General features: G+C 64.5%; 23 protein-coding genes, 2 tRNA genes and 1 pseudogene. 16 read left to right on the forward strand and 10 right to left on the reverse strand.

Features of this window, described 5'->3' with window-relative positions; genetic code table 11:
- Positions 1-14: 14 nt before the first annotated feature.
- Both MAB_RS01485 and MAB_RS01490 read left to right on the forward strand, forming a co-directional pair.
- Positions 15-545, forward strand: a complete 531-nt coding sequence (locus MAB_RS01485; RefSeq protein WP_005112944.1) for a tRNA adenosine deaminase-associated protein — start codon at positions 15-17, stop codon at positions 543-545.
- Positions 542-1,000, forward strand: a complete 459-nt coding sequence (locus tag MAB_RS01490; RefSeq protein ID WP_005112945.1) for a nucleoside deaminase — start codon at positions 542-544, stop codon at positions 998-1,000. Before MAB_RS01485 ends, MAB_RS01490 begins: the two co-directional genes overlap by 4 nt.
- Positions 1,001-1,062: 62 nt before the next feature.
- On the opposite strand, the gene MAB_RS01495 is transcribed toward MAB_RS01490, so the two are convergent.
- Positions 1,063-1,398 (reverse strand): Mtp family mycobacterial-type pilin, encoded by a 336-nt coding sequence (locus MAB_RS01495; protein WP_005072420.1) that lies wholly within the window; start codon positions 1,396-1,398, stop codon positions 1,063-1,065.
- 187 nt (positions 1,399-1,585) lie between these two features.
- Positions 1,586-1,882, reverse strand: coding sequence for an Mtp family mycobacterial-type pilin (locus MAB_RS01500; RefSeq protein ID WP_005112946.1), 297 nt, complete (start codon positions 1,880-1,882; stop codon positions 1,586-1,588).
- 295 nt (positions 1,883-2,177) lie between these two features.
- Here MAB_RS01500 and MAB_RS01505 point away from each other — a divergent pair.
- The 3 genes from MAB_RS01505 (at position 2,178) to MAB_RS01515 (ending at position 4,021) form a co-directional block, all read left to right on the forward strand.
- Positions 2,178-2,268: transfer RNA gene (locus MAB_RS01505), tRNA-Ser, on the forward strand.
- A 296-nt stretch (positions 2,269-2,564) separates the two neighbouring features.
- Entirely contained in the window at positions 2,565-3,137 is a 573-nt protein-coding gene (locus MAB_RS01510; RefSeq protein WP_005112947.1) for a DUF6932 family protein, read from the forward strand.
- Positions 3,134-4,021, forward strand: a complete 888-nt coding sequence (locus tag MAB_RS01515) for a hypothetical protein (protein WP_005112948.1) — start codon at positions 3,134-3,136, stop codon at positions 4,019-4,021. Before MAB_RS01510 ends, MAB_RS01515 begins: the two co-directional genes overlap by 4 nt.
- A gap of 135 nt (positions 4,022-4,156) precedes the next feature.
- On the opposite strand, the gene MAB_RS01520 is transcribed toward MAB_RS01515, so the two are convergent.
- Both MAB_RS01520 and MAB_RS01525 read right to left on the reverse strand, forming a co-directional pair.
- Positions 4,157-4,405, reverse strand: a complete 249-nt coding sequence (locus tag MAB_RS01520; RefSeq protein ID WP_005112949.1) for a hypothetical protein — start codon at positions 4,403-4,405, stop codon at positions 4,157-4,159.
- A 146-nt stretch (positions 4,406-4,551) separates the two neighbouring features.
- Complete coding sequence (locus MAB_RS01525; protein WP_005090605.1) at positions 4,552-5,103, reverse strand: DUF4334 domain-containing protein; 552 nt, start codon at positions 5,101-5,103, stop codon at positions 4,552-4,554.
- Between the two features lie 53 nt (positions 5,104-5,156).
- Between MAB_RS01525 and tgt the strand changes: the two genes are divergently transcribed.
- A complete protein-coding gene (tgt, locus tag MAB_RS01530) occupies positions 5,157-6,377 on the forward strand; it encodes a tRNA guanosine(34) transglycosylase Tgt (RefSeq protein WP_005112950.1) in 1,221 nt (406 codons plus the stop codon).
- A 47-nt stretch (positions 6,378-6,424) separates the two neighbouring features.
- Positions 6,425-7,654, forward strand: a complete 1,230-nt coding sequence (locus MAB_RS01535; RefSeq protein ID WP_005083740.1) for a cytochrome P450 — start codon at positions 6,425-6,427, stop codon at positions 7,652-7,654.
- Positions 7,655-7,729: 75 nt separating this feature from the next.
- Here MAB_RS01535 and MAB_RS01540 read toward each other — a convergent pair whose 3' ends face one another.
- The 3 genes from MAB_RS01540 to MAB_RS01550 are packed head-to-tail and all read right to left on the reverse strand — an operon-like array spanning position 7,730 to position 11,156.
- The gene (locus MAB_RS01540) at positions 7,730-9,175 is read right to left on the reverse strand and encodes an ABC transporter substrate-binding protein/permease (RefSeq protein WP_005129586.1); all 1,446 of its coding nucleotides are present in this window, start codon (positions 9,173-9,175) and stop codon (positions 7,730-7,732) included.
- A gap of 44 nt (positions 9,176-9,219) precedes the next feature.
- Positions 9,220-10,095: a tRNA glutamyl-Q(34) synthetase GluQRS gene (gluQRS, locus tag MAB_RS01545; protein WP_005112955.1), complete on the reverse strand. Its 876-nt coding sequence runs from the start codon at positions 10,093-10,095 to the stop codon at positions 9,220-9,222.
- Entirely contained in the window at positions 10,092-11,156 is a 1,065-nt protein-coding gene (locus tag MAB_RS01550; protein WP_005121850.1) for an ATP-dependent DNA ligase, read from the reverse strand. Before MAB_RS01550 ends, gluQRS begins: the two co-directional genes overlap by 4 nt.
- Positions 11,157-11,174: 18 nt before the next feature.
- Between MAB_RS01550 and ligD the strand changes: the two are divergent.
- The 3 genes and pseudogenes from ligD to MAB_RS01565 all read left to right on the forward strand — a co-directional run bounded on the left by ligD (position 11,175) and on the right by MAB_RS01565 (position 13,965).
- Positions 11,175-12,203: pseudogene (ligD, locus tag MAB_RS01555) on the forward strand (non-homologous end-joining DNA ligase).
- Complete coding sequence (locus MAB_RS01560) at positions 12,203-13,462, forward strand: glycosyltransferase 87 family protein (protein WP_005112957.1); 1,260 nt, start codon at positions 12,203-12,205, stop codon at positions 13,460-13,462. The pseudogene ligD and the gene MAB_RS01560 overlap by 1 nt, the downstream one beginning before the upstream one ends.
- A complete protein-coding gene (locus MAB_RS01565; RefSeq protein ID WP_005083727.1) occupies positions 13,459-13,965 on the forward strand; it encodes a hypothetical protein in 507 nt (168 codons plus the stop codon). The genes MAB_RS01560 and MAB_RS01565 overlap by 4 nt, the downstream gene beginning before the upstream one ends.
- Here MAB_RS01565 and lucA read toward each other — a convergent pair.
- From lucA to MAB_RS01580, 3 genes are all read right to left on the reverse strand, one after another.
- Positions 13,962-14,612 carry a lipid uptake coordinator LucA gene (lucA, locus tag MAB_RS01570; RefSeq protein WP_005112959.1) on the reverse strand — a complete coding sequence of 217 codons (651 nt, stop codon included), beginning with the start codon at positions 14,610-14,612 and terminating at the stop codon, positions 13,962-13,964. The genes MAB_RS01565 and lucA overlap by 4 nt on opposite strands.
- 25 nt (positions 14,613-14,637) lie before the next feature.
- A tRNA-Ser gene (locus MAB_RS01575) sits at positions 14,638-14,726 on the reverse strand.
- Between the two features lie 5 nt (positions 14,727-14,731).
- The gene (locus tag MAB_RS01580) at positions 14,732-15,910 is read right to left on the reverse strand and encodes an MFS transporter (protein WP_005112960.1); all 1,179 of its coding nucleotides are present in this window, start codon (positions 15,908-15,910) and stop codon (positions 14,732-14,734) included.
- 95 nt (positions 15,911-16,005) lie between these two features.
- Between MAB_RS01580 and MAB_RS01585 the strand changes: the two genes are divergently transcribed.
- The 6 genes from MAB_RS01585 (at position 16,006) to MAB_RS01610 (ending at position 23,711) form a co-directional block, all read left to right on the forward strand.
- A complete protein-coding gene (locus MAB_RS01585; RefSeq protein WP_005090588.1) occupies positions 16,006-16,980 on the forward strand; it encodes an NADPH:quinone reductase in 975 nt (324 codons plus the stop codon).
- 125 nt (positions 16,981-17,105) lie between these two features.
- Entirely contained in the window at positions 17,106-17,636 is a 531-nt protein-coding gene (locus tag MAB_RS01590) for an SRPBCC family protein (RefSeq protein ID WP_005083718.1), read from the forward strand.
- Positions 17,633-19,198: an AMP-binding protein gene (locus MAB_RS01595; protein WP_005112961.1), complete on the forward strand. Its 1,566-nt coding sequence runs from the start codon at positions 17,633-17,635 to the stop codon at positions 19,196-19,198. The genes MAB_RS01590 and MAB_RS01595 overlap by 4 nt, the downstream gene beginning before the upstream one ends.
- Positions 19,198-20,403: an FAD-dependent monooxygenase gene (locus tag MAB_RS01600; protein ID WP_005090586.1), complete on the forward strand. Its 1,206-nt coding sequence runs from the start codon at positions 19,198-19,200 to the stop codon at positions 20,401-20,403. Before MAB_RS01595 ends, MAB_RS01600 begins: the two co-directional genes overlap by 1 nt.
- Positions 20,404-22,332 (forward strand): FAD/NAD(P)-binding protein, encoded by a 1,929-nt coding sequence (locus MAB_RS01605; RefSeq protein WP_005083709.1) that lies wholly within the window; start codon positions 20,404-20,406, stop codon positions 22,330-22,332.
- Positions 22,329-23,711: a nitrosuccinate lyase gene (locus MAB_RS01610; protein WP_005090583.1), complete on the forward strand. Its 1,383-nt coding sequence runs from the start codon at positions 22,329-22,331 to the stop codon at positions 23,709-23,711. Before MAB_RS01605 ends, MAB_RS01610 begins: the two co-directional genes overlap by 4 nt.
- Positions 23,712-23,938 lie beyond the last annotated feature (227 nt).

A 23,938-nucleotide genomic window follows, 5' to 3' on the forward strand; every position in this document is an offset into this window, starting at 1 on the left:
TTACCGTATTGCCCATGGACGCACAGCGCGCAAAGGCCGCGGGGCCCAGTGCCGAGAGCCTGGAGGGCTTCGGTGTCGCCGTCGTGCGCGAGGAAGGTCGCTGGCGGGTCACCTCGCTGAAGGCCAGGGCGCTCACCGATTTGGCGGCGGCCGAAACCGAGCTGCGCGAATTGCGCAGCGCCGGTGCGGTCTTCGGGCTGCTGGATGTTGACGAGGAATTTTTCATCATCATCAGGCCGGCGCCTTCCGGTACGCACCTGTTGATTTCCGACGCCACGGCGGCCATTGACTATGACATCGCCGTGGAGGTGTTGGAGCGGCTGAATATCCCTGTCCCGGAGCTCGAGCTCGACGAGCTCGACGAGGTCGACCCGTGGGAGGAAGGGGACTTGGGCCTGCTTTCCGATATCGGTCTGCCCGAGCCGGTCCTCAGCGTGATCCTCAGCGAAACCGATCTCTACCCCGATGAGCAGCTCGGCATGATCGCGGCCCGTATGGGTTTCGCCGACGAGTTCGGTGCGGTGCTCGACAAGCTGGATCGGTGACATTTCCCGACGATGAGGCGCTGATTCGGGCCGCGCTGGTAGCTGCCCGGGAGGCCGGTTCTCAAGACGTGCCGATTGGCGCGGTGATCTACGCCGCCGACGGAACCGAATTGGCCCGTGCCGCCAATGCGCGTGAGCGCCTTGGCGATCCGACCGCACACGCGGAGGTTCTCGCGCTGCGCGCTGCCGCTGCCAAGCACGGCGACGGCTGGAGGCTGGAGGGGGCCACCCTGGCGGTGACCGTCGAGCCCTGCACCATGTGCGCCGGCGCTCTGGTTCTTGCGCGAGTGGGCAGAGTGGTGTTCGGGGCCTGGGAACCCAAAACCGGGGCAGTGGGCTCGCTGTGGGACGTGGTGCGGGATCGTCGTCAGGCGCACCGCCCGGAAGTGCGTGGCGGCGTGTTGGAGCACGAGTGTGCCGCGCTATTGGAGCGGTTCTTCGCCGCAAAAAGATAAGTGGCCCGCCCGGCGGCGATCAGGGGTCGGAGTCTCGCGCCGGACGGGCCGATTCGGGGGGTTTAGCGGTGCCAGTCGTTACCGGGCCCGCGGTCCGGCCCACGATCAGGTCCACGGTCGGGGCCGCGGTTGTCACCCGGGCCGGGGCCGTTGTTGCGCCAGCGGCCGTCATCGCCGCGCCAGTCGTCAGGACGGTCGCGGTCCAGAATGCCGTCCGCGTGGCATTCACCCCAGTTCATGTTGAATCCCCAGATCGGATTCCAGAATTCACCGGGGCACCAGTGGTAGGTGGGTGCGGAGGGTAGTGCCGGAGCGGGAGCCGCGTTGGCCGTCGCGGCCAACCCGAGCCCACTCGCGGCGATGGCAGCGGATGCGGCAATTCCGTAGAGGATTTTCACACGGTAAGCAAAACACTCGATGCTGTCAAAGAACCGCTTCCTCGCGTATAGGGCGCTGTAAATATGCTGTCAGTTAATCAATTTCGTTGATGTGGCAATTGGCGGGCATCGAACTTTGTTGGCACATGGCAAACCACTCCACCCGCCGATACGCGTCCGGCGGGTGGAGTGGTTCTCGGTGAGAGGGCTAGGGCCGCCAGTCGCGGTCATGGCCGCGCCAGTCGCCGCCGCGATCATGGTCATGCCAGTCGCCGCGATCGCCGTGCCAGTCGCGGTCGTGCCAGTCGCCGTCACGGTCGCGATGCCAGTCGTCGTGGCACTCGCCGAATTCCCAGTTGAATCCCCAGATCGGATTCCAGAACTCGCCGGGGCACCAGTGGTAGGTGGGGGCGGGGAGCGCCGGCGCCGCGTTGGCGCTGGCGGCCAGGCTGAGTCCGCCGGCCGCAATGGCCGCGGATGCTGCGATTCCCACGAGAATTTTCATCGGTCAGGGCCTCCAAATGTGATGGTGTCGATCTCGGTGGTGCCGATTCCCGCTGGATGTTGATGGCCGGCAGCCTCCGCCCGCCCCGACGAGGCGGATGCTGCGAGGCCCACGAGAACCTGCACAAGGAAGATGAAAAGCCATCTTCCTTGGAGCCACGCCGCTGAATTCGTAGAGCGAGCTGGGAGTTTTCTGTCAGCTATGCGTATGCATGCATGTGAAAGGCGTGCGTTGCCGCGGGTCGCCGGATCAACCGATTGGGGGATAGGGCCGTGCTGCCTGTAGTCTTCTCGGCGGTGGCGTGTCCGAGCGGCCTAAGGAGCACGCCTCGAAAGCGTGTGACGGGTAACCCCCGTCCGAGGGTTCAAATCCCTCCGCCACCGCCATTACCCTCTGACTGTCAGTACAGCTCAGGGGGTATTTTTCTGCGCTTGCAGGTGTTGTCTGGGTAATCTGCGCCAAGCTGTTGTGCGAGCGCTGCGAAATTGGGTGGGGTTATGGCGGTTTGCTTACGGACCTCTGCTTTCGTGAGTTTAGGGGCGGGATAGGTGCGCTCCTATCTCGGTGCGGTTACTTTTGAGCATCCGAGGGTCGATGGCGCTTGGTTCCAAATAGACTCAGGTCATGTGGCTCTTTGAAGGGGCTAGGGGGTTCTGTTGGCAAAGACCTGGCGTTGGCGCGGATGATTCCTGAGCTAACGGCTGATGGGCACCTACCGCCGGGACGGTATCGCGTCACCCTGGAAGCTATTCGAGACCGCTTTGTCGCTCATGAAGACTTTGCGGGAAGCAGCAGTCGAGCGAGGCTGTTTGGCGGACTCGTCGAGTACCTCATCGCTTGGGAGGACGTTCAAGCGATGACATCCGCTAACGGTCGGATTCTTAAGTCGCTGTGGCTCGCTGGGAGCTTCACATCAAGTGTCGTTGATCCACGTGACGTCGACGCGACGCCGATAGTGAACGGTGTGGTTGCTGATTCCGTGGTGGGCCGTCCAGGGTCTAAAGGCATCAAGCGGCTGATACAGCACCGCGACTCCATCAAGGCGCGGTATGGGGTTGAGATATTCCCCGTGAGATGGCATCCTATCGAACATCCGTTCGATCCAAAGGTGGACCTGACTGGCGACGAGGCTGCATACTTATCTGATCGCGGGAAGATGGACGACTGGTGGCAGCGGTGTCGTGTCAACGGTGAAGATGCCCCAACTGCGGCGAGCTGTGAAACGCGAAGAGGTTATCTGGAGGTGATCGCATGAGTTTGCGCGATCGGTTTCCGGAGATCGCTGCGCGGTACAGCCGCGATCCCGAACTCGATGGAGTCGACGGCGAGCCCGCGTCGAGTTACCTACGTGCGTCCTTTCTTGAGGGTGTGCGGAGGTTCTCTCCCGACGCCCGTCTGGATGCCTTTGCGAACATCCATCTCAGTGGGCCGTCTTTCGATAATGGAATATTTGAGCGAAATGCCGCTGACATATTTGTACGGCTGCAGAACGAGATTGATTCCATAACTGATGAGTCGGACCGTGCAGGTGTCCAGATCGGATTCCGGCGAATTGGCAAGGGCAGCGTTGTCATGCACTTGGACCCCGTCCCGCCTGAGATGGCCTCCGATGACCAGCTTCCGATGAGCACGCCTCCGCAGTTGGAGTCTGCACTGGTTCGGGTCCTTGACCTTCATGATGCGTTCGAATCTGGCGATGACGCATTGGCGATAACACGTGCTACGAGCGAACTCGCAACGCGCGCTAGGCAATTGGTTGAGTCACTTGACGTTGCGGACGCGAGACTTGAAGTGGATTTGTCGCGTTCAGATGGAACGCGTCGAAAGTCTAGCCTTACCGATGTTGGTCGGGCTAATGCTCGGAGGTTTTTCGAGCGGACACCTACGATCGAGGACACTGTAGTGTCGGGTTATCTCAGGACAGCGTCCACTACGGGCCACATCGAATTAGTGAGCGGCAGGCAGATCCTAGAAATTGTCGATGTACCGGCAGAGATTGCTAAGTCACTTCAATGGGACAGGATCTACCGCATCCGGGTGAGGCGAACCACTAGCGCAGCGAAGGCCGGCAGCCGACCTAAGGTTGAGAATCAGTACATCTCGATCGCTCAGCACGACGAACCGATCCCGTTCGATTGATATCCGCAGCTCGGCAGTCGGGGCAAATCTCGCACTGGTACCGATATGTTGAACGGGGTCAGGCTCGGCGGCGGTCCCCCAGTCGGTCCGCCAATACGTGCAGCGACCGCGCCGTGCTGTCGACCACCACACGCATCAGCACCTTCTCGGAGTGACGTTGATATCAACCCCGTCGAGACACGTGGTGAGGTCGGTGCCGCAATCCGTAGCGCTGAGTCCATGGCTGATGGTCCAGCGAGCGGGGTCACCCTCGCGTACCGCACCCACGAACTCGACCGCCAGCAGGGCACCCGGATCGGCGGCGACAACGGTGCACTTACCGGTGCCCAATAGTCGGGTGCCCATGATGGCCGGGTGCGTGATGCGGTACTGGCAACCAACCACCGGTCGGAACCCATTGGTCTGTAGTGATCACAGATCGGGATCGACCATTGCATGCCACATCTGCCGCGGGGAATGTGTGAAAGATCGCTCGAGCAAGATCATTTCGGCGCCCTCACCCGGGCCGCCTAGATGGTCGTCAACACGCCTCAGTCCCGGCGCAACGTGAAGAAGTACGGCTGGTCCATATCACGCAGGTCCATGATGCCCAGCAATGTCGCGTCATCGACCTTGCGGAAGTGGTCGATGATCGCCTTGTGGTCGTAGACCATGGCCGCGCTGACGGCTCCGCGGAATTCGATATTGCGCAGCCGGGCGCGGTGTTTGGTGGTTCTGATCAGTGGCTTGAGTGCGGATAGTGCAGTCGGCGACGTCCGCTTGACCATCGGGGACTCGGTCAGTCCGCTGATCCGGCCCGCCAGTCCCATCGGCGCCAGCATCGGATCGACCGCGAAAATATCGCCCCCGCCATCGCTGAAGAGCAACGGATGCACGTGGTCCACATCGTCGAACTGCTTGCCGTACCAGCCCGACACCGTCAGGATGCCGTCCATCGAATGCCCGGTGGGCACCTCGCCGCCGTGCCATCGTTGACCGATCAATTCCTCGGCTCGGATGGGCTCCAGATTGTCGAAGAAGGTCAGCGCTTCCTGCGTGGTGGTCCCATGCTCCAGCGCGAAAAGATCAGACGTCGATGTCATGACCTGAGCCTACGACCCACGGCCCCGACGCGCCCAGGCAAAATAACTCCCAAATGACTGACCCGTATTTCTCCATTGACGCCACCTTGTCCGGAACCGCGGGCCGGGCCGGAGTCATCCACACCCCGCACGGCGACATCCAGACCCCGGCGTTCATCGCGGTCGGCACCAAGGCCACCGTCAAGGCGGTGCTGCCGGAAACCATGGCCGCACTCGGCGCCCAGGCGGTGCTCGCCAACGCCTACCACCTGTATCTGCAACCGGGCCCCGACATCGTCGACGAGGCCGGCGGACTGGGTGCCTTCATGAACTGGCCCGGGCCGACGTTCACCGACAGTGGCGGCTTCCAGGTGCTCTCGCTGGGCTCCGGGGTGCGCAAGGTGATGGCGATGGACGTCAACAGAGCCAGGGCCGACGATGTCACGGTCGCCGGTAAGGACAAGTTGGCTCATGTCGACGATGACGGCGTCACCTTCACCTCACATCTGGACGGCTCTGCGCACCGGTTCACCCCGGAGGTGTCCATGCAGATTCAGCACCAGCTCGGTGCCGACATCATGTTCGCCTTCGACGAGCTCACCACGCTGATCAACACCCGTGAGTATCAAGAGGATTCGGTGCAACGCACCCACGAGTGGGCGCAGCGTTGCCTGGACGAGCACGAGAAGCTGACCCGGGAGCGCGCCGACAAGCCGTATCAGGCGTTGTTCGGGGTGGTGCAGGGTGCGCAGTACGAGGACCTGCGGCGGCAGGCCGCGCGTGGGCTGGAATCTCTTGCCGGACCGTCCGGACGGGGATTCGATGGCTACGGAATCGGTGGTGCGCTGGAGAAGCAGAATCTCGGCACGATCGTCGGCTGGGTGACATCCGAACTGCCCGAGCACAAGCCGCGTCACCTGTTGGGGATCAGTGAGCCTGACGACCTGTTCGCGGCGGTCGCGGCGGGCGCGGACACCTTCGACTGCGTGTCCCCGTCCCGAGTCGCGCGCAACGCCGCCGTCTACACCCGCGACGGGCGGGTGAACATCACCGGGGCCAGGTACCGCCGGGATTTCACCCCCATCGACGCCGAATGTGACTGCTACACCTGCGCGCATTACACCCGGGCCTACATGCATCACCTGTTCAAGGCCAAGGAGATCCTTGCCTCGACTCTGGCCACCATCCACAACGAGCGGTTCACCATCGGCTTGGTAGACCGCATTCGCGCCAGCATCGTGGAAGGCTGCTTCCAGGAGCTGCGCGAAGACACCCTGGGCCGCTATTACCGCTGAGCCACGAAGCTCAGGTGCATCTCAGTATTTCGGCGCACACTGGACACATGCCTATTACGACCGACCCGGGCACGCTGTTGCTTCAGGTGCTCGACCCGGCCAACCGCGCGAATCCATACCCCGTGTACGGCCAGCTGGTCGAGCAGACGCAGGCCGGTCCGGTGCACCCACCCGGCATGGACGTGAGTGTGCTTGCCACCTTCGCGGACTGCAATGCCGTGCTGCGCCACCCGCAGGCGTCGTCGGACCGCCGTAAGTCGAACATCGTCCAGCGGCAGCTTGCGCAGAATCCCAATCTGATCGCCAGACCCTCTTTCCTGGGGCTGGACGCGCCCGACCACACCCGGTTGCGCAAGTTGGCATCAAAGGCGTTCGCCCCCAGGGTTATCAATGCGATGGCCGAAGATATCCAGACGTTTGTGGACAAGATGTTGGACGATATCGCCCTGCGAGGCACCTTCAATCTGGTCACCGAATTTGCCTACCCGCTACCCGTCGCGGTGATCTGTCGCATGCTGGGGGTTCCGATCGAAGATGAGCCGGAATTTGGCAGGGCCTCAGCGCTTCTGGGGCAGGGGTTGGACCCGGTGTACGCGTTGACCGGCCAGTCGCCGGCCAACATGGACGAACGGTTCCAGGCCGCCCGCTGGATGTGGGACTACTTTATCGACCTCATCGCGTCCCGCCGGCGCAACCTCGGGGACGATCTGCTGTCCGCGCTGATCCAGGTGGAAGAGGCGGGTGATCAGCTGACCGAGGAAGAGATCATCTCCACCTGCACCCTGCTGCTCATCGCCGGACACGAGACCACGGTCAATCTGATCGCGAATGCCTCGCTGGCCATGTTGCGGCATCCGGAACAGTGGAAACTGTTGGGACAGAATGCTGATCGAGCGCCGCTGGTTGTCGAAGAGACGCTGCGTTACGATCCGCCGGTGCACATGGTCGCCCGTGTCGCGGACGGAGAGATGGCCATTCGTGACTTCATACTGCCGGACGGGGAGTGGGTGTTGTTGATGCTTGCTGCCGCGCAACGTGATCCGGACGTCGGACCCGATCTGGACGTCTTCAATCCGGATCGTTCCGAGATCAAACACCTGGCCTTCGGGCACGGGCCGCACTTTTGCCTGGGAGCTCCGCTGGCCCGCCTGGAGGCCCGGTTGGCGTTGAGTTCGATTACCGCCCGGTTCCCCGGCGCGCGGTTGATGGACGAACCCACCTACAAGCCGAATGTCACACTGCGCGGGCTTGCCGAGCTTCCGGTGAGCATCGCCTAGATGCCGCCGACACGCCGTGTTCTGCGCGCGGCTCTCGGCGTTTAGATCGAAACACGGCGTGTCGGCGCTGAAGGGTTAGCGCGCGACGGATTTCTCCAGACGCTGCTCCAGCCGGTCCTGCACCGCCGACATCGCCATGCAGACAATCCAGTAGTAGACGCCGGCGGTGACGTAGAGCGTGAAGAACTGAAAGGTCGGCGCGGCGGCGACCTGTGCCGTACGCATCACGTCCGTCACCAGGATCGCCGAGGCCAGCGAGGTGTCCTTCACCAGGGAGATCAAGGTGTTCGACAGCGGGGGCACCGCCACCCGGCTGGCCTGCGGAATGACGATCCGCCACAACGTGGTGCTGTAGCTCATCCCCAGGCTGGAGGCCGCCTCCCACTGCCCGCGGGGGATGCTCAGGATGGACGAACGAATGATTTCGGCGGCGTAGCCGCCCACGTTGAGACTGAACGCGATGACGGCGGCAGGAAAGGGACTGATCTTGACCCCGAATTCGGGCAGCGCGAAGAAGATGAGAAACAGCTGCAGCAGCAGCGGCGTGCCACGGATGACAGAGATGTAGATGCGGGCGAGGCCGGTCACCACGCGATGACCGGACATGCGGGCCAGTGCGACCCCGAGGGCGATCACCAGTCCGATCACGAAGCTGATGGCGGTCAGCGGCAGCGTGACGGTGATCATGGCTCGGGCCATGGGCCACAGGTTGTCCAGCACCAGCTGGGTGTCGGACCGCGTACTGCCGGAATCTCCCTTCCCGGCTTGTGGTTTGGTAGTCCCGCTGGCGTCCGTCTTGAGGTACTTCTGAGAGATGCGGGTGAGCGTCCCATCGGCCGCCAACTGATCCAGCGCCTTGTCCAGGTCCGGCAGCAGGCCGCTGTTCTTGCGTGCGGCGAACCCCTGCTCGCTGCGCTGGCCGGTGGCCCCGGCGATCTTCACCGCAGGGTCACCGGTGCTGGCCAGGTAGGCATAGACGGCGATGCTGTCGTTGATGACGACGTCTACCCGACCCTGGCTGAGCAGTGTGATGGATTGGGTGAAGCCCTCCACCGCCTCAACGCGGGCGCCGGCGTCGCGGGCGATCTGCGACCAATTACTGGTCGCGTTCTCGGCGGCCACCTTGCCCCGTACATCGGACAGGCTGTGAATGCTGTTGTCGTCGGCCCGCGTCACGATCACACCCTCGCCCACTGCGTACGGTGTGGAAATGTCGTACTTTGCCTTGCGCGCCGGGGTGATCGTGACTTGGTTGGCGACGACGTCGAACCGTTCTGCGTCCAATCCGGCGAAGATCGCATCCCAGGGAATCTCGACGAATTCCACGGGGCGACCCAGCTTCTCGCCGACGGCGCGGGCCACGTCCACGTCGTAACCCGTCAGCTCGCCGGTGTGCCCGTCGTGGAAGCTGAACGGCGCGTACACGCCCTCGGTGCCGACCCGCAGCGGCTCCTGTGTTGGGGCCGCACATCCGGCTACCGCCACAAGCGCCAGAAGCGCAAGCACGATGGCACGAAACACCGCGGGAGGCTAACACGTTTCGGGTCCATCTAGGCAGCTTCGGATCAGCCCGGGTATATCCACGGCTCGCGCGGGATACGTCCGGCATCGAACTGGCGCAGCAGATCGGTAGCGTCGGCCGCCTGGTACCCGAGAGAATCGCAGATCATCGCGAATGCCCGCTGCGCACCGAGATCGGCGAGCGTCACCGCACCGTCGCGCTTGGCCAATCGTGCGCCTGCGGTGTTGAGTACCAAGGGCACATGGGCATAGGTAGGCGCCGGATAGCCCAGCAGCGCGGCCAGATAGGCCTGCCGCGGAGCGGAGGCCAGCAGGTCTTCGCCGCGCACCACCTGGTCGATGCCCTGCGCGTGGTCATCGATCACTACTGCGACGTTGTAGGCGGTGACGCCATCGCCGCGCCGTACCACGAAATCGTCGACCAGGCCCGTGTATTCACCGTGCAGTAGGTCTTGCACGGTGAACGGGCTGTTTTCCGTGCGCAGCCGCAGCGCAGGTGGGCGCTGTGCCCTGTCTAAACGGCGCTGCGCACGTTCGGATTCCGACAGGTCGCGGCACGTGCCCGGATAGGCGCCGGGTGGCGCATGCGGGGCAGTCGGCGCCTGCGCGATATCTTTTCTGCTGCAATAGCATTCGTAGAGGAGGTGGCGAGAGGCCAACGAGGCTATCACCTCGTCGTAGGCGGGGGCGCGGTCGGACTGCCACACCACGGGCAGCTCCCACCGCACTCCGATCGCGGCGAGGTCGGCCAGCTGGCGCTGCGCCACCGCAGAGCTGGTGCGGGTATCCAGATCCTCCACTCGCATCAGGAATCGGCGGCCCGTCGAGTGCGCGAGCAGCCACGCCAACAGCGCCGTCCGCAGATTTCCTATGTGCAGATCGCCCGACGGGCTCGGCGCGAAACGTCCTGCCCCGGTCACACCAGACCTGGAACGATATCGTTGAGGCTGAATGTAATTGGTTGTTCTAGCTGCTCGTAGGTGCAGGATCGCGGGTCGCGATCCGGGCGCCAGCGGTTGAACTGCGCGGTATGACGGAACCGCACACCCTCCATGTGGTCGTAGCGAACCTCCACCACTCGCTCGGGACGCAGCGGGACAAACGAAAGATCCTTGCCCGCGTTCCAGCGGGAGCCGGCGTTCTTCTGCGGAGTGCGCTCGCCGGCTTCGTGTGCGGCCCAGTTCCACGGGTGATTTTCGAGCGGGATGATCAACGGTTGCAGTTCTTGGAATAGGCGCTTGCGTTCGGCCATGGGGAACGCGCCGATCACACCGACCGACGCCAATATGCCGTCCTCCTGGTACAGGCCCAGCAGCAGCGAGCCGATGGCATCGTCACCCGATTTGTGCACTCGGTAGCCCGCGACCACGCAATCGGCGGTTCGCTCCGGCTTGATCTTGAACATCACTCGTTTGTCGGGTTGGTAGGCGATGGCCAACGGTTTGGCGATGAGACCGTCGGTACCGGCGCCCTCGAATTCCTCGAACCAGCGCTGCGCCAGTGCCTGATCTGTGGTGGCGGGGGTCAGATGTATCGAGGTCCCGGCACTCGAGAGCGCTTCCGTCAGCGCGGCACGGCGCTCGCTGAAGGGCCGCCCGGTGTAGTCCTCGTCGCCCAAGGCGAGCAGGTCGAATGCGATGAAGGAGGAGGGTGTCTGCTCGGCCAACAGCCGTACCCGCGAATCCGCCGGGTGGATCCGTTGTTGCAGCGCCTCGAAATCCAGACCCGCCTCGGTGGCGATCACGATCTCACCGTCGACGACACACCGTGGCGGTAGTTCGGCGAGCACCGCCGCTACCAACTCGGGGAAGTACCGGGTCAGTGGCTTCTCATTGCGGCTACCCAGCTCCACCTCGTCGCCGTCGCGAAAGACGATCGACCTGAATCCATCCCACTTGGGTTCGTAGGAGGCGCCGTCAGGGATTTTTGCGACAGGTTTGGCAAGCATTGGCGCGATTGGAGGCATGACGGGCAGGTCCATTCCCATATGATGACGGTAATGCCCACGCCCGCCGAGGAACTGGATGTCGACGGTATCGCCGTCCGGCTGAGTAACCCTGACAAGGTGTATTTCCCCCGGTTGGGAGCCGACGGTGGCACCAAGCGGCACCTTGCGGAGTACTACCGCACCGTCGCTGTCGGTCCGATGCTGCACGCATTACGGGACCGGCCCGCCCATCTGCAGCGCTTTCCCGACGGCATCGACGGCGAAGAGATCTATCAAAAACGGCTGCCGAAGCACTATCCCGATTATCTGGACAGCTGCGAAGTGACCTTTCCCTCGGGTCGTACCGCCGAGGTGCTGCGGGTGACCAAGCCGGCCGCCATCGTGTGGGCGGCACAGATGGGCACCGTGACATTGCATCCCTGGCAGGTCCGCTATCCCGATCTGGATCACCCCGACGAACTGCGCATTGATTTGGATCCGCAACCCGGAACCGGATTCGAGGAGGCCAAGGTGGTCGCGCTCGAGGTGTTGCGCCCGTTGCTCGAGGAGCTGGGACTGGTCGCCTACCCGAAGACTTCCGGTGGTCGCGGTATCCACGTGTATCTGCGTATCGCGGCTCGTTGGGACTTCATCGAGGTGCGAAGGGCCGGCATCGCGCTGGCCCGAGAGGTGGAACGTCGTGCGCCCAAGCAGGTGACGACATCATGGTGGAAGGAAGAGCGGGGCGAGCGTATCTTCATCGACTTCAACCAGAATGCGCGCGATCGCACCATGGCATCGGCATATTCGGTGCGCCGCACGCCCATCGCTACCGTTTCCACACCGGTGACGTGGGAAGAGCTCGTCGACGCCGAACCTGATGATTTCACCATCGCGACCGTGCCGGCACTGCTGCGGAAACGGCCCGACCCCATGGCGGGTATGGACGACGCCCCGCAATCGATCGAGCCGCTGCTGGAGATGGTAGAATAGGACGAGGTGAACGGGCTGGGCGATATGCCCTATCCGCCGAACTACCCGAAGATGCCGGGAGAACCGAAACGCGTTCAGCCTTCCCGGGATACCGATAGGAAGCAGTAGTGACGGTCCGCATTATGTCGTGGCGGACGGCCGGGTTCTGGCTGGCGGCCGGCCTTGTGGCTGTGCTGTTACAGCATTGGCTGATACCGCTGAACGCCCCAAACAGCTTCGGGTTGTTCAGCAACGGTGGTGATCTGATGACCTACCGGTTCGGCGGGCTGCGGGTACTGCACCGTGAACTGTTGTATGCCACAGAAATTCCCGACGCGGGATGGTTCACCTACACACCGTTCGCGGCGATGCTCTTCGCGCCATTGGGTTTTGTGACGTTGGGGGCGGCGAAGGTCATCTGGTTTCTGGTGAATCTGGGCGCGCTGTTCATCATCATCTGGCGCTGCTGGCGGGTGCTGGGATTCTCCGCGAATGCTCCCCTGGCCATCGCGTGCGTCGGAATGAACTTGGTGGCCTGGGATATTCAGCCGATTCACGGCACCCTGTGGCAGGGGCAGGTCAACCTGGTGCTGGCCGCGCTCATCATCTGGGACCTGACTCGGCCGGAGGGCGCCCGCTGGCGCGGCTGGTCGGTGGGTCTGGCGTCGGGAGTCAAGCTGACAGCCGTCATCTTTGTCCCCTACCTGTTGATCACCCGCCAATGGCGCGCCGTAGCGGCTGCGGCGGTCACGGCGATCGGCACGGTTGTACTGGGATGGATTGTGCTGCCCTCCGATTCATCCGACTACTGGTTGGGCGCGGTACGCACCACCGGCCACATCGGCTCGCTGGACCACCCGGCCAATTCTTCTATTGGCGGCGCTTTGGCGAATGTGTATACACCGCAACCGATGCCGACGTGGTTGTGGGTGCTGCTCGCCGGTGGCGCGGCACTGCTGGGGATGGCGGCCGCGTGGCGGGCACACCGGACGGGCCGTGAGCTCCTGGCCATCACCGTCGTTGGCATGGTCGGCTGCGTTGTGTCGCCGCTGGCATGGACCCACCACTGGGTGTGGACGGTGCCGCTGATGGTGTTGTTGGTCAACCAGATCATGACGACGCAGGGCGGGGCACGGTGGCGATGGGCCGCGGCCACCACCGTGATCGCGGTACTCGTATCCATGTGGTGGTACTGGGGGCTGTACGTACGCGCGATGCGGCTCAACCCTGACTTCGAGTCGTACATCACCGGCTGGGGCGCCGTCATCGCGCACATGTCGCGTGCGGAGAGGGTCTTCGACACCGCCCTCTACCCGTTGCTGTTCCTTACGGTGGCGACCTGGGTCCTAGCGACCAAGTCCCTACGTGCCGGTACCGTGCAGGAATGAGACGTTGGGCGGCGACCTGTGCCGTCGCACTGTTCACGGTGAGTGGTTGTTCGGTATGGGACAAGGCGGAGTCCACCCCGACGTCCTACACACCGCAACAAACCGGGGCGTCGCCGGTGCGCTATGACTCGGACCCGCTGGAACAGCGGTTTCCCAAGCTGCCGAAGCCGGTGACCGGCGAGTGGGTGCAGGGCTTCTTCAGCGACGAGCCCCTGCCCGGACCGAACACCACCTACTGGATGGACGCGATCATCGAGATGCCGCCGCAGCAGCTGGCGGCGTACGTGGCGCCGTTCCGCGCGAGCATGGTCCTCGCCTCCAGGCCGCGCCTGTGGAAGACACTGGACACCGGCGTGCCGGCCGCTGCGCAATTCGAACGCAGCGACGAACTCGATCGGATGCTGTCCACCAACACGGATAAGGGCGGCTGGCAGGTCAAGGCATTCGCGCCCAAGGACGGCTCGGTGCTCATCCTGTCCGCGCGAGGTAAGGACGCGGGCTAGGACCGCCGGGTGCGACGGTTCCGCAGGCCGCGGGCGGGTTCGAGTACCTTCTCGTCGGAGTCCGGGGAGTCACCGGACGGTTCGTCGGCAGGCTCCCGGGCCTCGGGCTCGGACGCGATCGCCTTGTCCACGTCGGAGTCATCGGCGTTTTCGGTGGTGGCCCTGGTGAGCTTCTTCTTGGCCGGGCGCGGCGTGCGTTCCGGCGCGGGACGCTCGGCCACAAAGGCCAGGTGATAGGCCGCGAAGGCCAGTATCCCGATTGCCGCGGCGGCGCCGTACCCCCCGAACTCCCAGATACCGAAGCGGTCTAGGTCCAGCCAGATCTCGGCGATCGCTGTCCCGACGATCAGCACACCTGCCAGGAAATGGCCGGTAAAGGATGCGGCACGCAATGTGAGCGCCAGCCGCGGTGTCGCGAACTCGGGCCGGCGGGTCCGCCGCCAGGAGATGAGCACCGGTGCACCCGCGGCGGCCACCAGCAGGCCGCCGACGATGCGCATCCCGGTACCGAAGGTGTGGCCGGTGGCACCGTTCAGCTCGGGCCAGCGGGGCAGCACAAAAAAGAAAAAAAGCAGTCCCGCGATCAAGGAGAGAGCGGCATGGCTGCTGGTCAGAACGATGGTCGCCGTCCGGCGTCCGGCAGCCATTGCCCTCCTTGATGCGGTCCTGCAGTGGCGGAGGATAGGGGATTTGAACCCCTGAGGGCTATTAACCCAACCCGCGTTCCAGGCGAGCGCCATAGGCCACTAGGCGAATCCTCCGTCGGTCATGGTAGCGGACTGGACTGGGTGCTTATGTCCACCACCGGTTTGACCGGCCCCGATGCACGTCGTGAGCTGGCCACGAGAGCTGCTCCGCCGATCAGCGCGGCCACCAGGATGCCCAGTAGTGGACGGAATCCGAGGGCATGTGCCAGGTAGGGGGCCGAGCTGGCGCCCAGGAAGACGGTGAATCCGTACAGGGCGGTGCCCGCACCCCGCCGCGGAGCGGCTCGATCGCCGAACATAGTGACCATCGCGGTGGAGGAAACAGCGATCCCGGCGACAAAGATGTTGCTGCCGGCGATGATGATCGGCACCGAGCCGGCACCCAGGGCCTCAACGGCAAGCCCGGCCGCGGCCAGCAGGTAGCCGACCAGTGCCCCGGTTTCGGTACCGACCCGGCCCACCCATGACCCCACAAAGGGGGCCACCAGCATGCCGGGAACACCGGCCAGCCGGATGGTGGTGCCCATGGATTCGGGTAGGTGCAACGCATCCACCAGCTCGGTGGCCAGGCTGGTGTACATCGCGACGAACGACAACATGAGTACGAAGACCGCGACCAGCGGAACCGCGATGTCCGCGCGGGCCAGCAGACGCGCCTGGGCGGCGAAACCGGACACCACCCGCGTCGACGGGTCACCGGCGCGCTCCTCATGCATGACGAGTGCCAGCAGCGCCACATTGACCGCGAGCCCGGCCGCGCTCAGCCAGAACAGCCACTGCCAGCCCCATGCCTGAGTGATCACCGACGCCATCACCTGCCCCAGCACCCCGGCCATCAGGTACGCGGTGGACACCGCGCCGATCGCGGTAGTGGCGGCACGGCGCGGCAGCGCCTCCCCGAGATAGCTCAGTGCAGACGGCGAGAATGCGCCTCCGGCGAAACCCTGGATTACCCGGAACAATCCTGAGAGCACGGGTGTCGGGGCAAAGGGCACCAGAAAGGTGAGCACGGCCATCACTGCCACCCCGGCAAGTAGCACACGCCGCCGTCCGAACCGATCGGTGACGGGACCGAACAGCAGAAAGCCTGCCGCATAACCGAAGAGCGCAGCGGACAGCGCGGGCGTCATGTCCTGCCCGCCGTAGGACGCGGACACGATGTCGTGGATCGGGATCCACACGTAGAGCTGCATGGTGACCTGCAGCGCACACAGCACGATCAGGACAACCCGTGTCATCTCTGCACTATTGGCCGGTCACCGGGACGGTGGCAATGCTCGGCGCCATTGTCCGTCACGTTGTGGGGCGCCCCCGCATACCGCAAGATGTGTGCATGCGCGCCGCCTATATCCAACAGCGGGGACCAGCCGAAAACATCCGGTATGGAACACTTTCCGAACCTGTCGCCCAGCCAGGCGAGGTCATCGTCCAGGTTGACGCGGTGGCGGTCAATCCGGTCGATACCTTCGTCCGGTCTGGTTCGTACCCGACCGAGATCCCGCTGCCGTTCGTGGTGGGACGCGATCTGGTGGGCCGGGTGGTACACGGTGCCGCGGGGTTTCAGGCCGGCGAAAAGGTCTGGTGCGGCAGCCTCGGGTACGACGGAAGGCAAGGTGCCACAGCAGAATTGGTTGCTGTTCCGGCCGAGAGGCTGTACCGGCTGCCTGTGCAGGTAGATCCATTGGCGGCCGTGGCGGTGCTTCATCCCGCCTCGACCGCGTATCTGGCGACCGTCGAATACGGCGAAGTCAGGTCAGGGGAAACGGTATTGATCCTCGGTGCGGGTGGAAACGTGGGATCGGCTGCCGTCGCCCTGGCCGTCGGGTCCGGCGCGATGGTGATTGCGGTGGCGTCGCGCCGTAGCCTGGACAGGTGCGCGCAACTGGGCGCACACGAGGTGTACGACTACACCGCGGACTGGGTCCCGCAGGTCAGCAAGGCCCACCACGGCGCCATCGATGTCTGCATCGATACCTCGGGTGTCAACGACGTCGCCATGGCGGTGGATCTGCTTGCGCCGCACGGCCGGATCGTCTTGCTCTCGGGCGACGGCACACCGGAAACCCAACGTGCGGTGCCGCTGGGACCGCTGTACCGCAAGAGTGGTTCCCTGCGAGGGTTTGTCATGTCCAGGGCGACGGTCCGCCAGCTCACCGATGCGGCTCAACGCATCGCGATGTTGCTGGGTACCGGCGAGATCACACCGAATATCATTGATTTGATGCATTTTTCGGAGACGGCGCGGGCACATCGGCGTATCGAAACCGAGGTAATGGGCGGCACCCGCCTCGTGTTGCTCCCCGCCTGATTTCTCGGCCGCAACCAGGCATTTACCGGCACCAGTGCACCGACTTGACGGACCCGAAAACCAACTTGACGGACCGTCCGCGGATACATCGCTGCCCCCTATTGGCCGGTGCCAGCCTGTGATGCGTGACCCTCTTCGAAATCGAAACCAGCGCCTTCTGCACCGCATCCCCCGACGAGCTGTACGCCTTGGTCAGCGACCTCCCCGAAAGCGGCCGATGGAGCCCTGAATGCATTGGCGGACAGTGGATATCCGGCGAACCTGGCCAGGTTGGCGCCCGCTTCCGCGGAAACAACAACCGCGCGACCGATGTCGTCGCCTGGGCGCCGGTGGTGCGTGGGGGCTGGCAGACCGAGAGTGAGATCGTCGCCGCCGAAGCGCCAAGACAGTTCAGCTGGTCCATCCTCAACCGTTCGGGCGAACTGCAGGAGAGCGTTTGGAGCTATTTTGTGGAACCGGTCGAGGGCGGATCTACCCTGCGACACCACTACCGGATGGGCAAGCCCACCGAAGGAATCACCGAGATCATGTCGCACCTCGACGAAGAGGGCAAGCAGCGCTTCGTCCGTGAATGGGGCGACAAGCTTCGGGCCGATATGCAGGCCACCGTCGATGCGATCGCGCGTATTACCCAGGAAGCGGGCGTTCCCCAATGATCCTGCAGCGCATCGGAAACCGCGGTATCAAACTCGGTACGCTGTTCGAGCGCGCGGCCCGGCGGCACCCTGACAACACCCTGACCCTGGATCATCGGCCGTCGCTGGCCCCTCAGCTGGAGGGCACCGCGACCATCGCCGCGGTGGCGTCCGCCGTCGACGACATCGCGCGGCGGCTGCGGGCCGCCGGAGTTGCTCCCGGTGAAAAGCTGGTCATCCACAAGTCGGACGGTTTCGACATTACCCTGGCGGCATGCGCCGCCGCGCGTGTGGGCGCGATACCAGTGCTGTTGTCTCCCAAGCTCGATGGTTCAACGGTGGCAACGCTGATCGGACGGGTGGGCAACCCTGCGCTGCTGACCGACGCGGCCAAGCTCGACGGCGAACTGGCCGACGAGCCCATCGCCGAGATCACCTCGCGTGTTCTGCTCGCCGAAGGCGTTCACCCACAGGCGGTGACACTTTCGGCGCTCACCCCCGCGTGCCCGGCACCGGCGGTCATCCCCAGCCCCCATGATCCTGCGCTCATCACGCACACCTCAGGTACCACCGGAGTGCCCAAACTGGCAGTGCACACCAACTTCACCTTCGAGGCGAGATATCGTCCGCAGGCCGCCGTCGCCGCACTGGTGCGCCGCCGCGAACCCATTGTCATCCATGTCTCGTTCGTGCATTCGCGTCTGGTAACCGCGTTGGCCATCGCCATCTTGCGCGGCTTCCCCGTGGTAGTGCTTGTCGACGACGCACCTGAGCGCGCCGCGGAGATCTTCCTGCGCGTTAAACCGGGAATCCTTGAGGCTCACCCGAATACGTTCATCAACTGGGAGGTATTGGCCGAGGACCCGCGTCGCCCGCTGGCCTCGGTGAAGTACTTCAGCAGCACCTTCGACGCGATTCACCCGCGCACGGTGCGCACACTGCTCGCCGCCTCGCAGCGCCGACGCCCGCTGTTCGGCCAGCTGTATGGCCAAAGTGAGGTCGGTCCCATCGTGGCGCGTGGTTTCAGCCGGTTCCGCTCCGCGGACTCCGATGGTCGTTGCGTCGGCCATCCGTTCCCGGGCATGACCGACGTGCGGATCGTTTCGCGTAACGGACAACTGCCTTCTGCGGACAATCCCGGGTACATCGAGGTGCGCACCGATGGCCGGATTCGCACGTATCTGGGCGAGCAGGAACGCTACGAGAAGCAGCTCGACAACGGCTGGTGGCGGATGGGTGATGTCGGCTACCGCACCCGTTGGGGATGTATTCACCTACTGGACCGCGAGGTCGATCTGATCGACGGTTTCGGCAGTACTCTGGCGGCCGAGGATCGCTTGTTCCTAGCGGTCGATGAGCTCACCGAGGTGATCATCGTTGCCGGCCCCAACGGACTTGCCCAGCCGGTCGTCTGCACGAAAAACAATGTGCCGCTGAATCGTAACGCATGGGATGCCGCTGCGGCGAAATTGCCGCCGATGGCGCCGCCACTGCACCTACGCCTCGATGAACTTCCGCAGACCGCCACCACGAAGATCAAGCGGCTGGAACTGTCGGCACGTATCGGAGCGGGGTCCCTCTGATGAGCCGGCTCATCGTCATCGGTGGAGGCATCGGCGGATTGGCTGTCGCACTGAGCGTCGCCGCGTCCGGTAACGAGGTTGTGGTGTTGGAGCGGGCGCGCGAGTTCGCCGAGATAGGCGCCGGTATTCAACTCGCTCCCAACGGGTTACATGCTCTCAAGCTACTGGGCGTGGGCGACAGGGTCGCCGGCATCGGCGTGCAGGTGGATTCACTGCGGTTGTTCGACGCCACCGTCGATCGCTTGATCAACACCATGAGCCTGGGGGTGGACTACCAGCATCGGTTCAACAGTCCGTATCTGGTGGTGCATCGGGCCGAGCTACACAGAATCCTGGTCGACGCGTGCGCCGCCGATGAGCGCATCGAACTGCGCAGCCGCAGTGAGGTGATCGGGTATCAGCAGGATGCGTTGGGAGCGCGTGCCCAACTTGCCGACGGCTCCAGTCTCGGGGGTGACGGGCTCGTCGGCGCCGACGGCATCAATTCCACCATCCGGCGCACGCTGCTTGCCGACGGCCAACCGCGAGTATCCGGGATCACGGTGTATCGCACCACGGTGCCCATCGAACAGGTCGATGCGAGCCTGCGATCCAACTCGGTTACCTGGTGGACCGGACCGGGATGTCACCTGGTGACCTACCCCATCGCCGGAGGCTCACTGCTCAACCTGGCGGCGAGTCGTACCGATGGCGCCACGGAGGCGTTCTCGGGAGTTTCGGTGAGCGAGGCCCGGGTGCTCAGCGAGTTGGCGCCGTTGCGCGGCACGGCACGTGCCCTGCTGGAACTGGGCAGGGATTGGAGATCCTGGGCGCTGGTAGACCGTGACCCGGTGCGGCAGTGGTCCGATGGCCGCGTCGTGCTGTTGGGCGATGCGGCGCACCCCATGCTGCATTACGCGGCGCAGGGCGCTAGCCAAGCGCTCGAAGACGCTGTCGTCTTCGGCGCAATCATCGGCACCGATCCCGACCGTGTTCCGGGCCGATTCAGCCGCTTCGTGGAGGCTCGATGTGACCGCACCGGTGACGTGACATTGGCGGCCCGGGCCAGCATCGGTCTGTGGCACGCGGCCGGGGAAGCAGCTGTTGAACGCAACGAGAAGCTGGGCGCGATGCGCGATTCCGATCTACACCAGGCGCTGGCCTGGATGCACGGGGACACCGATTTCGGGCTGGCCTCGGTGACGTCGGCGGTGGGGGTGCGGTAGATGTCCGATCACCAGATTTGCATCATCGGCGCGGGGCCGCGTGGGCTGGCGGTCCTGGAGCGCCTGTGCGCCAATGAACGCCACGCACCCAGCGCGGACCGGATTGTCGTGCATGTGGTGGATCCCTACTCGCCGGGAGCCGGATCGGTGTGGCGCACCGATCAGTCCTGGCACCTGTTGATGAACACTGTCGCATCACAGATCACCGTCTTCACCGACGACAGCGTGGCCATCGACGGGCCCATCGAGCCCGGGCCGACGCTCTATGAATGGGCGCAAAGCCTTGCGTTGCTGGGAGATCCATCGCACAGTGGGCCGCGGGCGATCGAAGAGGCGCGAACATTGCGCCCCAACTCCTATCCGACGCGCGCCCTCTATGGGCACTATCTCAGCGATAGCTTCGCGCGCGTTGTCGGCTGGGCGCCCGAGCATGTGACCGTTCGCGTGCACCGCTCGCGTGCGGTGGCACTGGCCGACACCCGTGGCGACATCGAGGGGCCGCAGGGCGTTCGGCTGGAAAATGGAACTCGGCTGCACGATCTGAAGGCCGTTGTTCTTGCCGTCGGACATGTGCCGGCCGGGCTGCGCCCCAGCGAGGCACGGGCTGCCTCGCTGGCCCGTATCCACGGATTGACCTACGTGACGCCGGCCAATCCCGCCGATATCGACTTATCTGCCATCAAACCGGGTGAGCCGGTGGCGGTACGTGGACTGGGCCTGAACTTCTTCGATTACATGGCTCTGCTGACGGTGGGCCGCGGCGGAAGGTTCGTGCGGGCGGGCGCCCGCCTCGTGTACCAGCCTTCGGGCCAGGAACCCGTCTTGTACGCCAGCTCGCGGCGCGGCATCCCGTACCACGCGCGCGGGGAGAATCAGAAGGGATCGGCCGGTCGTTACTTCCCACGGCTACTCACCGTGGAGCGTATCAACCGGATGCGCGAGGATCTGGGTGCTCTGCTGCAGTTCCGCCGCGACCTCTGGCCGCTCATCGCGCGTGAGGTGGAATGTGTCTACTACGAGCGGCATCTGGCCCAGCGTGGAGTTTCCGTCGAGGAATTCGCCGAGTGCTACCTCAATGCGGCACCGGAGGAGCTGCCGTCCATCCTGTCCGAACATGGTCTGGTCGATATTGCCTGGAAATGGGACGATCTCGATCGCCCATGGGGTGATCGCAGGTTCACCGGCCCCGATGATTTCACCGCCTGGATCCTGGCACACCTGCGCGCCGATGTCGTCATGGCGAGGGAGGGCAATGTCGACGGGCCGGTCAAGGCCGCGCTGGACGTGCTGCGCGACTTACGCAATGAGATCCGCCTCGCGGTGGACCACGGTGGCCTGGACGGAAAGTCGTACCGGGACGAGTTGGAGAGCTGGTACACGCCGCTGAATGCCTTCTTGTCCATAGGTCCTCCGGCGCAGCGGATCGAGGAGATCATCGCGCTGGTGGAGGCGGGCGTCATGCATTTGGTGGGGCCGCAGATGCAGGTGCGCTTCGACACCCAAGATCCGGCGGTGGTGGTTGAGTCGCCGCTGGTGCCGGGGTCGGCGGTGCGTACGCGCAGTCTCATCGAGGCACGATTGCACGAACCCGACCTGCGCCGCAGTAACGATCCGCTGCTGATCTTCCTGCAGGAGACTGGGCAGTGCCGCCAGTACGAGATTCCGACGGGAGACAACAAGACTTACCAGACAAGGGGATTGGCGGTTACCGCGCGCCCGTACCGATTGATCGGTGCCGATGGGCGGGCGCATCCGCGCCGGTTCGCCTATGGGGTTCCCACCGAATCCGTGCACTGGGTGACGGCGGCGGGTATCAGGCCCGGCGTGGATTCGGTGACACTGGGTGACGCCGACGCTATTGCTCGTGCCGCCCTGGCGAGTGCGCCCACTGCGGCTGCGGATGTGGGCGATCACGGGGTGCTGGTGTGAGCGGTTACGTGGACACCGGGCTGCTGTCTCCGGTCAGCGCGGGGACAGCAGCTGAGGCGGAACTGAGCGATGCGGCGTGGTTACAGGCCATGCTCGACGCAGAGGCCGCGCTGGCCGCTGCCCAGGCGGACATCGGTGTACTGCCGAGGGCGGCGGCAGATGTCATCGCCAGGGCGGCAGCCGGGCACGGCATCGACGTCCGTGCGGTGGCGCTGTCGGCGCGGGAGACGGCCAACCCCGTCGTCGGGCTGATCAAAGAACTGTCCCGCGCCGTGGATGAGATCGAGCCGAGTGCAACAGATTACGTGCATCGCGGATCAACCAGTCAGGATATTCTCGATACCGGCGCGATGATTGTGGCCAAGCGGGTGCTGGGGATCGTCGCGACGGATCTGGGGTACACGGCCGATGCCCTGGCAGAGCTGGCGGGCGCGCATAGCGGCACCGTGATGGCGGCCCGCACGCTGGCGATGCAGGCCGTACCGACGACGTTCGGGCTCAAGGCGTCCGGATGGCGTCAGCTGATCTTGGAGGCACGCGCGCGTGTGGTCGCGCTGGCGGATGCGCTGCCGGTATCTCTTGGTGGGGCGGCCGGAACTCTTGCCGGATACCTGGAATATGCGGGGCAGCACGGAGCCGATCCGGCAGTGTTCGTCGAGAAGCTGAACGCGGCATTCGCACACAGGACAGGGCTGGCCGCGTCCGGCCTGCCGTGGCATGCGCTGCGTACTCCGATAGCGGATATCGGCAGTACGACGGCATTTGTGACGGGTGCACTCGGGAAGTTCGCGGTCGATGTGCTGACGTTGAGCCGCACCGAGATTGCCGAGGTGGCGGAGCCGGCTCCGCCGGGGCGTGGGGTGTCCTCGGCTATGCCACATAAGCGTAATCCGGTGTTGGCGACAATGATCCGGTCGGCAGCGCTGCAAGTCCCGTCCCTGAGCGTTGTGCTGACGCAGTCGTTGATGAGCGAGGACGAGCGGTCGGCCGGAGGCTGGCATGCGGAATGGCTGGTGCTGCGGGAGTGTTTGCGTCTCGCCGGGGGTGCGGCACAGACCGCGGTCGAGCTGAGCCGGGGGCTACAGGTGCGTGCCGACCGCATGGCGGAGAACCTTGCGCTGCTCGGCGGTCAGCCGTCGGCGGAGCGACTGGCGGCGGCGCTCGCGCCGCGGCTGGGCAAAGGCCCGGCAAAGGCCGTGGTCACCAACGTGGTGGATCAGGTGATTGCACGTGGCCTGAGTTTGCGCGAGGCGACTCGGGCGCGACCCGAGATCATCGCGTGGTTGAGCGAGGCCGAGATCGATGAACTGCTGGACCCTGCCACCTACACAGGAGCAGCAGGTCAGCTTGTTGAGGAGGCCTTGACGCACCTCTCCTGAGCGAGTCACCTGCGCGAACTTTCGCTCGGGTTGATTCTTTGCGAACTGTTCGCGCGTAAGAGTCTTGACGGTGCCTTACCCCGCCCTTAGCGTTGCCACGCACACACGGCAGACGGGTAGTTGGTATTGACTGACATTCAGGTGGGCGGGGCGCGCGAGGGGGTTCCCAGCGCGGGCCCCTCAGCGCTATCCGTGCTGCGGCTACTCGCGTCGGGGACGGCTCCCGA

The organism is Mycobacteroides abscessus ATCC 19977 (assembly GCF_000069185.1).
GTDB lineage: Bacteria > Actinomycetota > Actinomycetes > Mycobacteriales > Mycobacteriaceae > Mycobacterium > Mycobacterium abscessus.

Bases quoted from the DNA above. Each gene is read 5' to 3' on its own strand.
- MAB_RS01595 (WP_005112961.1), top strand. From the start codon at position 17,633: ATGATCCTGCAGCGCATCGGAAACCGCGGTATCAAACTCGGTACGCTG.
- MAB_RS01515 (WP_005112948.1), top strand. From the start codon at position 3,134: ATGAGTTTGCGCGATCGGTTTCCGGAGATCGCTGCGCGGTACAGCCGC.
- lucA (WP_005112959.1), bottom strand. From the start codon at position 14,612: ATGGCTGCCGGACGCCGGACGGCGACCATCGTTCTGACCAGCAGCCAT.
- MAB_RS01580 (WP_005112960.1), bottom strand. From the start codon at position 15,910: ATGACACGGGTTGTCCTGATCGTGCTGTGTGCGCTGCAGGTCACCATG.
- MAB_RS01600 (WP_005090586.1), top strand. From the start codon at position 19,198: ATGAGCCGGCTCATCGTCATCGGTGGAGGCATCGGCGGATTGGCTGTC.
- MAB_RS01525 (WP_005090605.1), bottom strand. From the start codon at position 5,103: ATGACATCGACGTCTGATCTTTTCGCGCTGGAGCATGGGACCACCACG.
- MAB_RS01585 (WP_005090588.1), top strand. From the start codon at position 16,006: ATGCGCGCCGCCTATATCCAACAGCGGGGACCAGCCGAAAACATCCGG.
- MAB_RS01535 (WP_005083740.1), top strand. From the start codon at position 6,425: ATGCCTATTACGACCGACCCGGGCACGCTGTTGCTTCAGGTGCTCGAC.
- MAB_RS01605 (WP_005083709.1), top strand. From the start codon at position 20,404: ATGTCCGATCACCAGATTTGCATCATCGGCGCGGGGCCGCGTGGGCTG.
- MAB_RS01565 (WP_005083727.1), top strand. From the start codon at position 13,459: ATGAGACGTTGGGCGGCGACCTGTGCCGTCGCACTGTTCACGGTGAGT.
- MAB_RS01485 (WP_005112944.1), top strand. From the start codon at position 15: ATGGACGCACAGCGCGCAAAGGCCGCGGGGCCCAGTGCCGAGAGCCTG.
- MAB_RS01550 (WP_005121850.1), bottom strand. From the start codon at position 11,156: ATGGACCTGCCCGTCATGCCTCCAATCGCGCCAATGCTTGCCAAACCT.
- tgt (WP_005112950.1), top strand. From the start codon at position 5,157: ATGACTGACCCGTATTTCTCCATTGACGCCACCTTGTCCGGAACCGCG.
- MAB_RS01510 (WP_005112947.1), top strand. From the start codon at position 2,565: ATGATTCCTGAGCTAACGGCTGATGGGCACCTACCGCCGGGACGGTAT.
- MAB_RS01500 (WP_005112946.1), bottom strand. From the start codon at position 1,882: ATGAAAATTCTCGTGGGAATCGCAGCATCCGCGGCCATTGCGGCCGGC.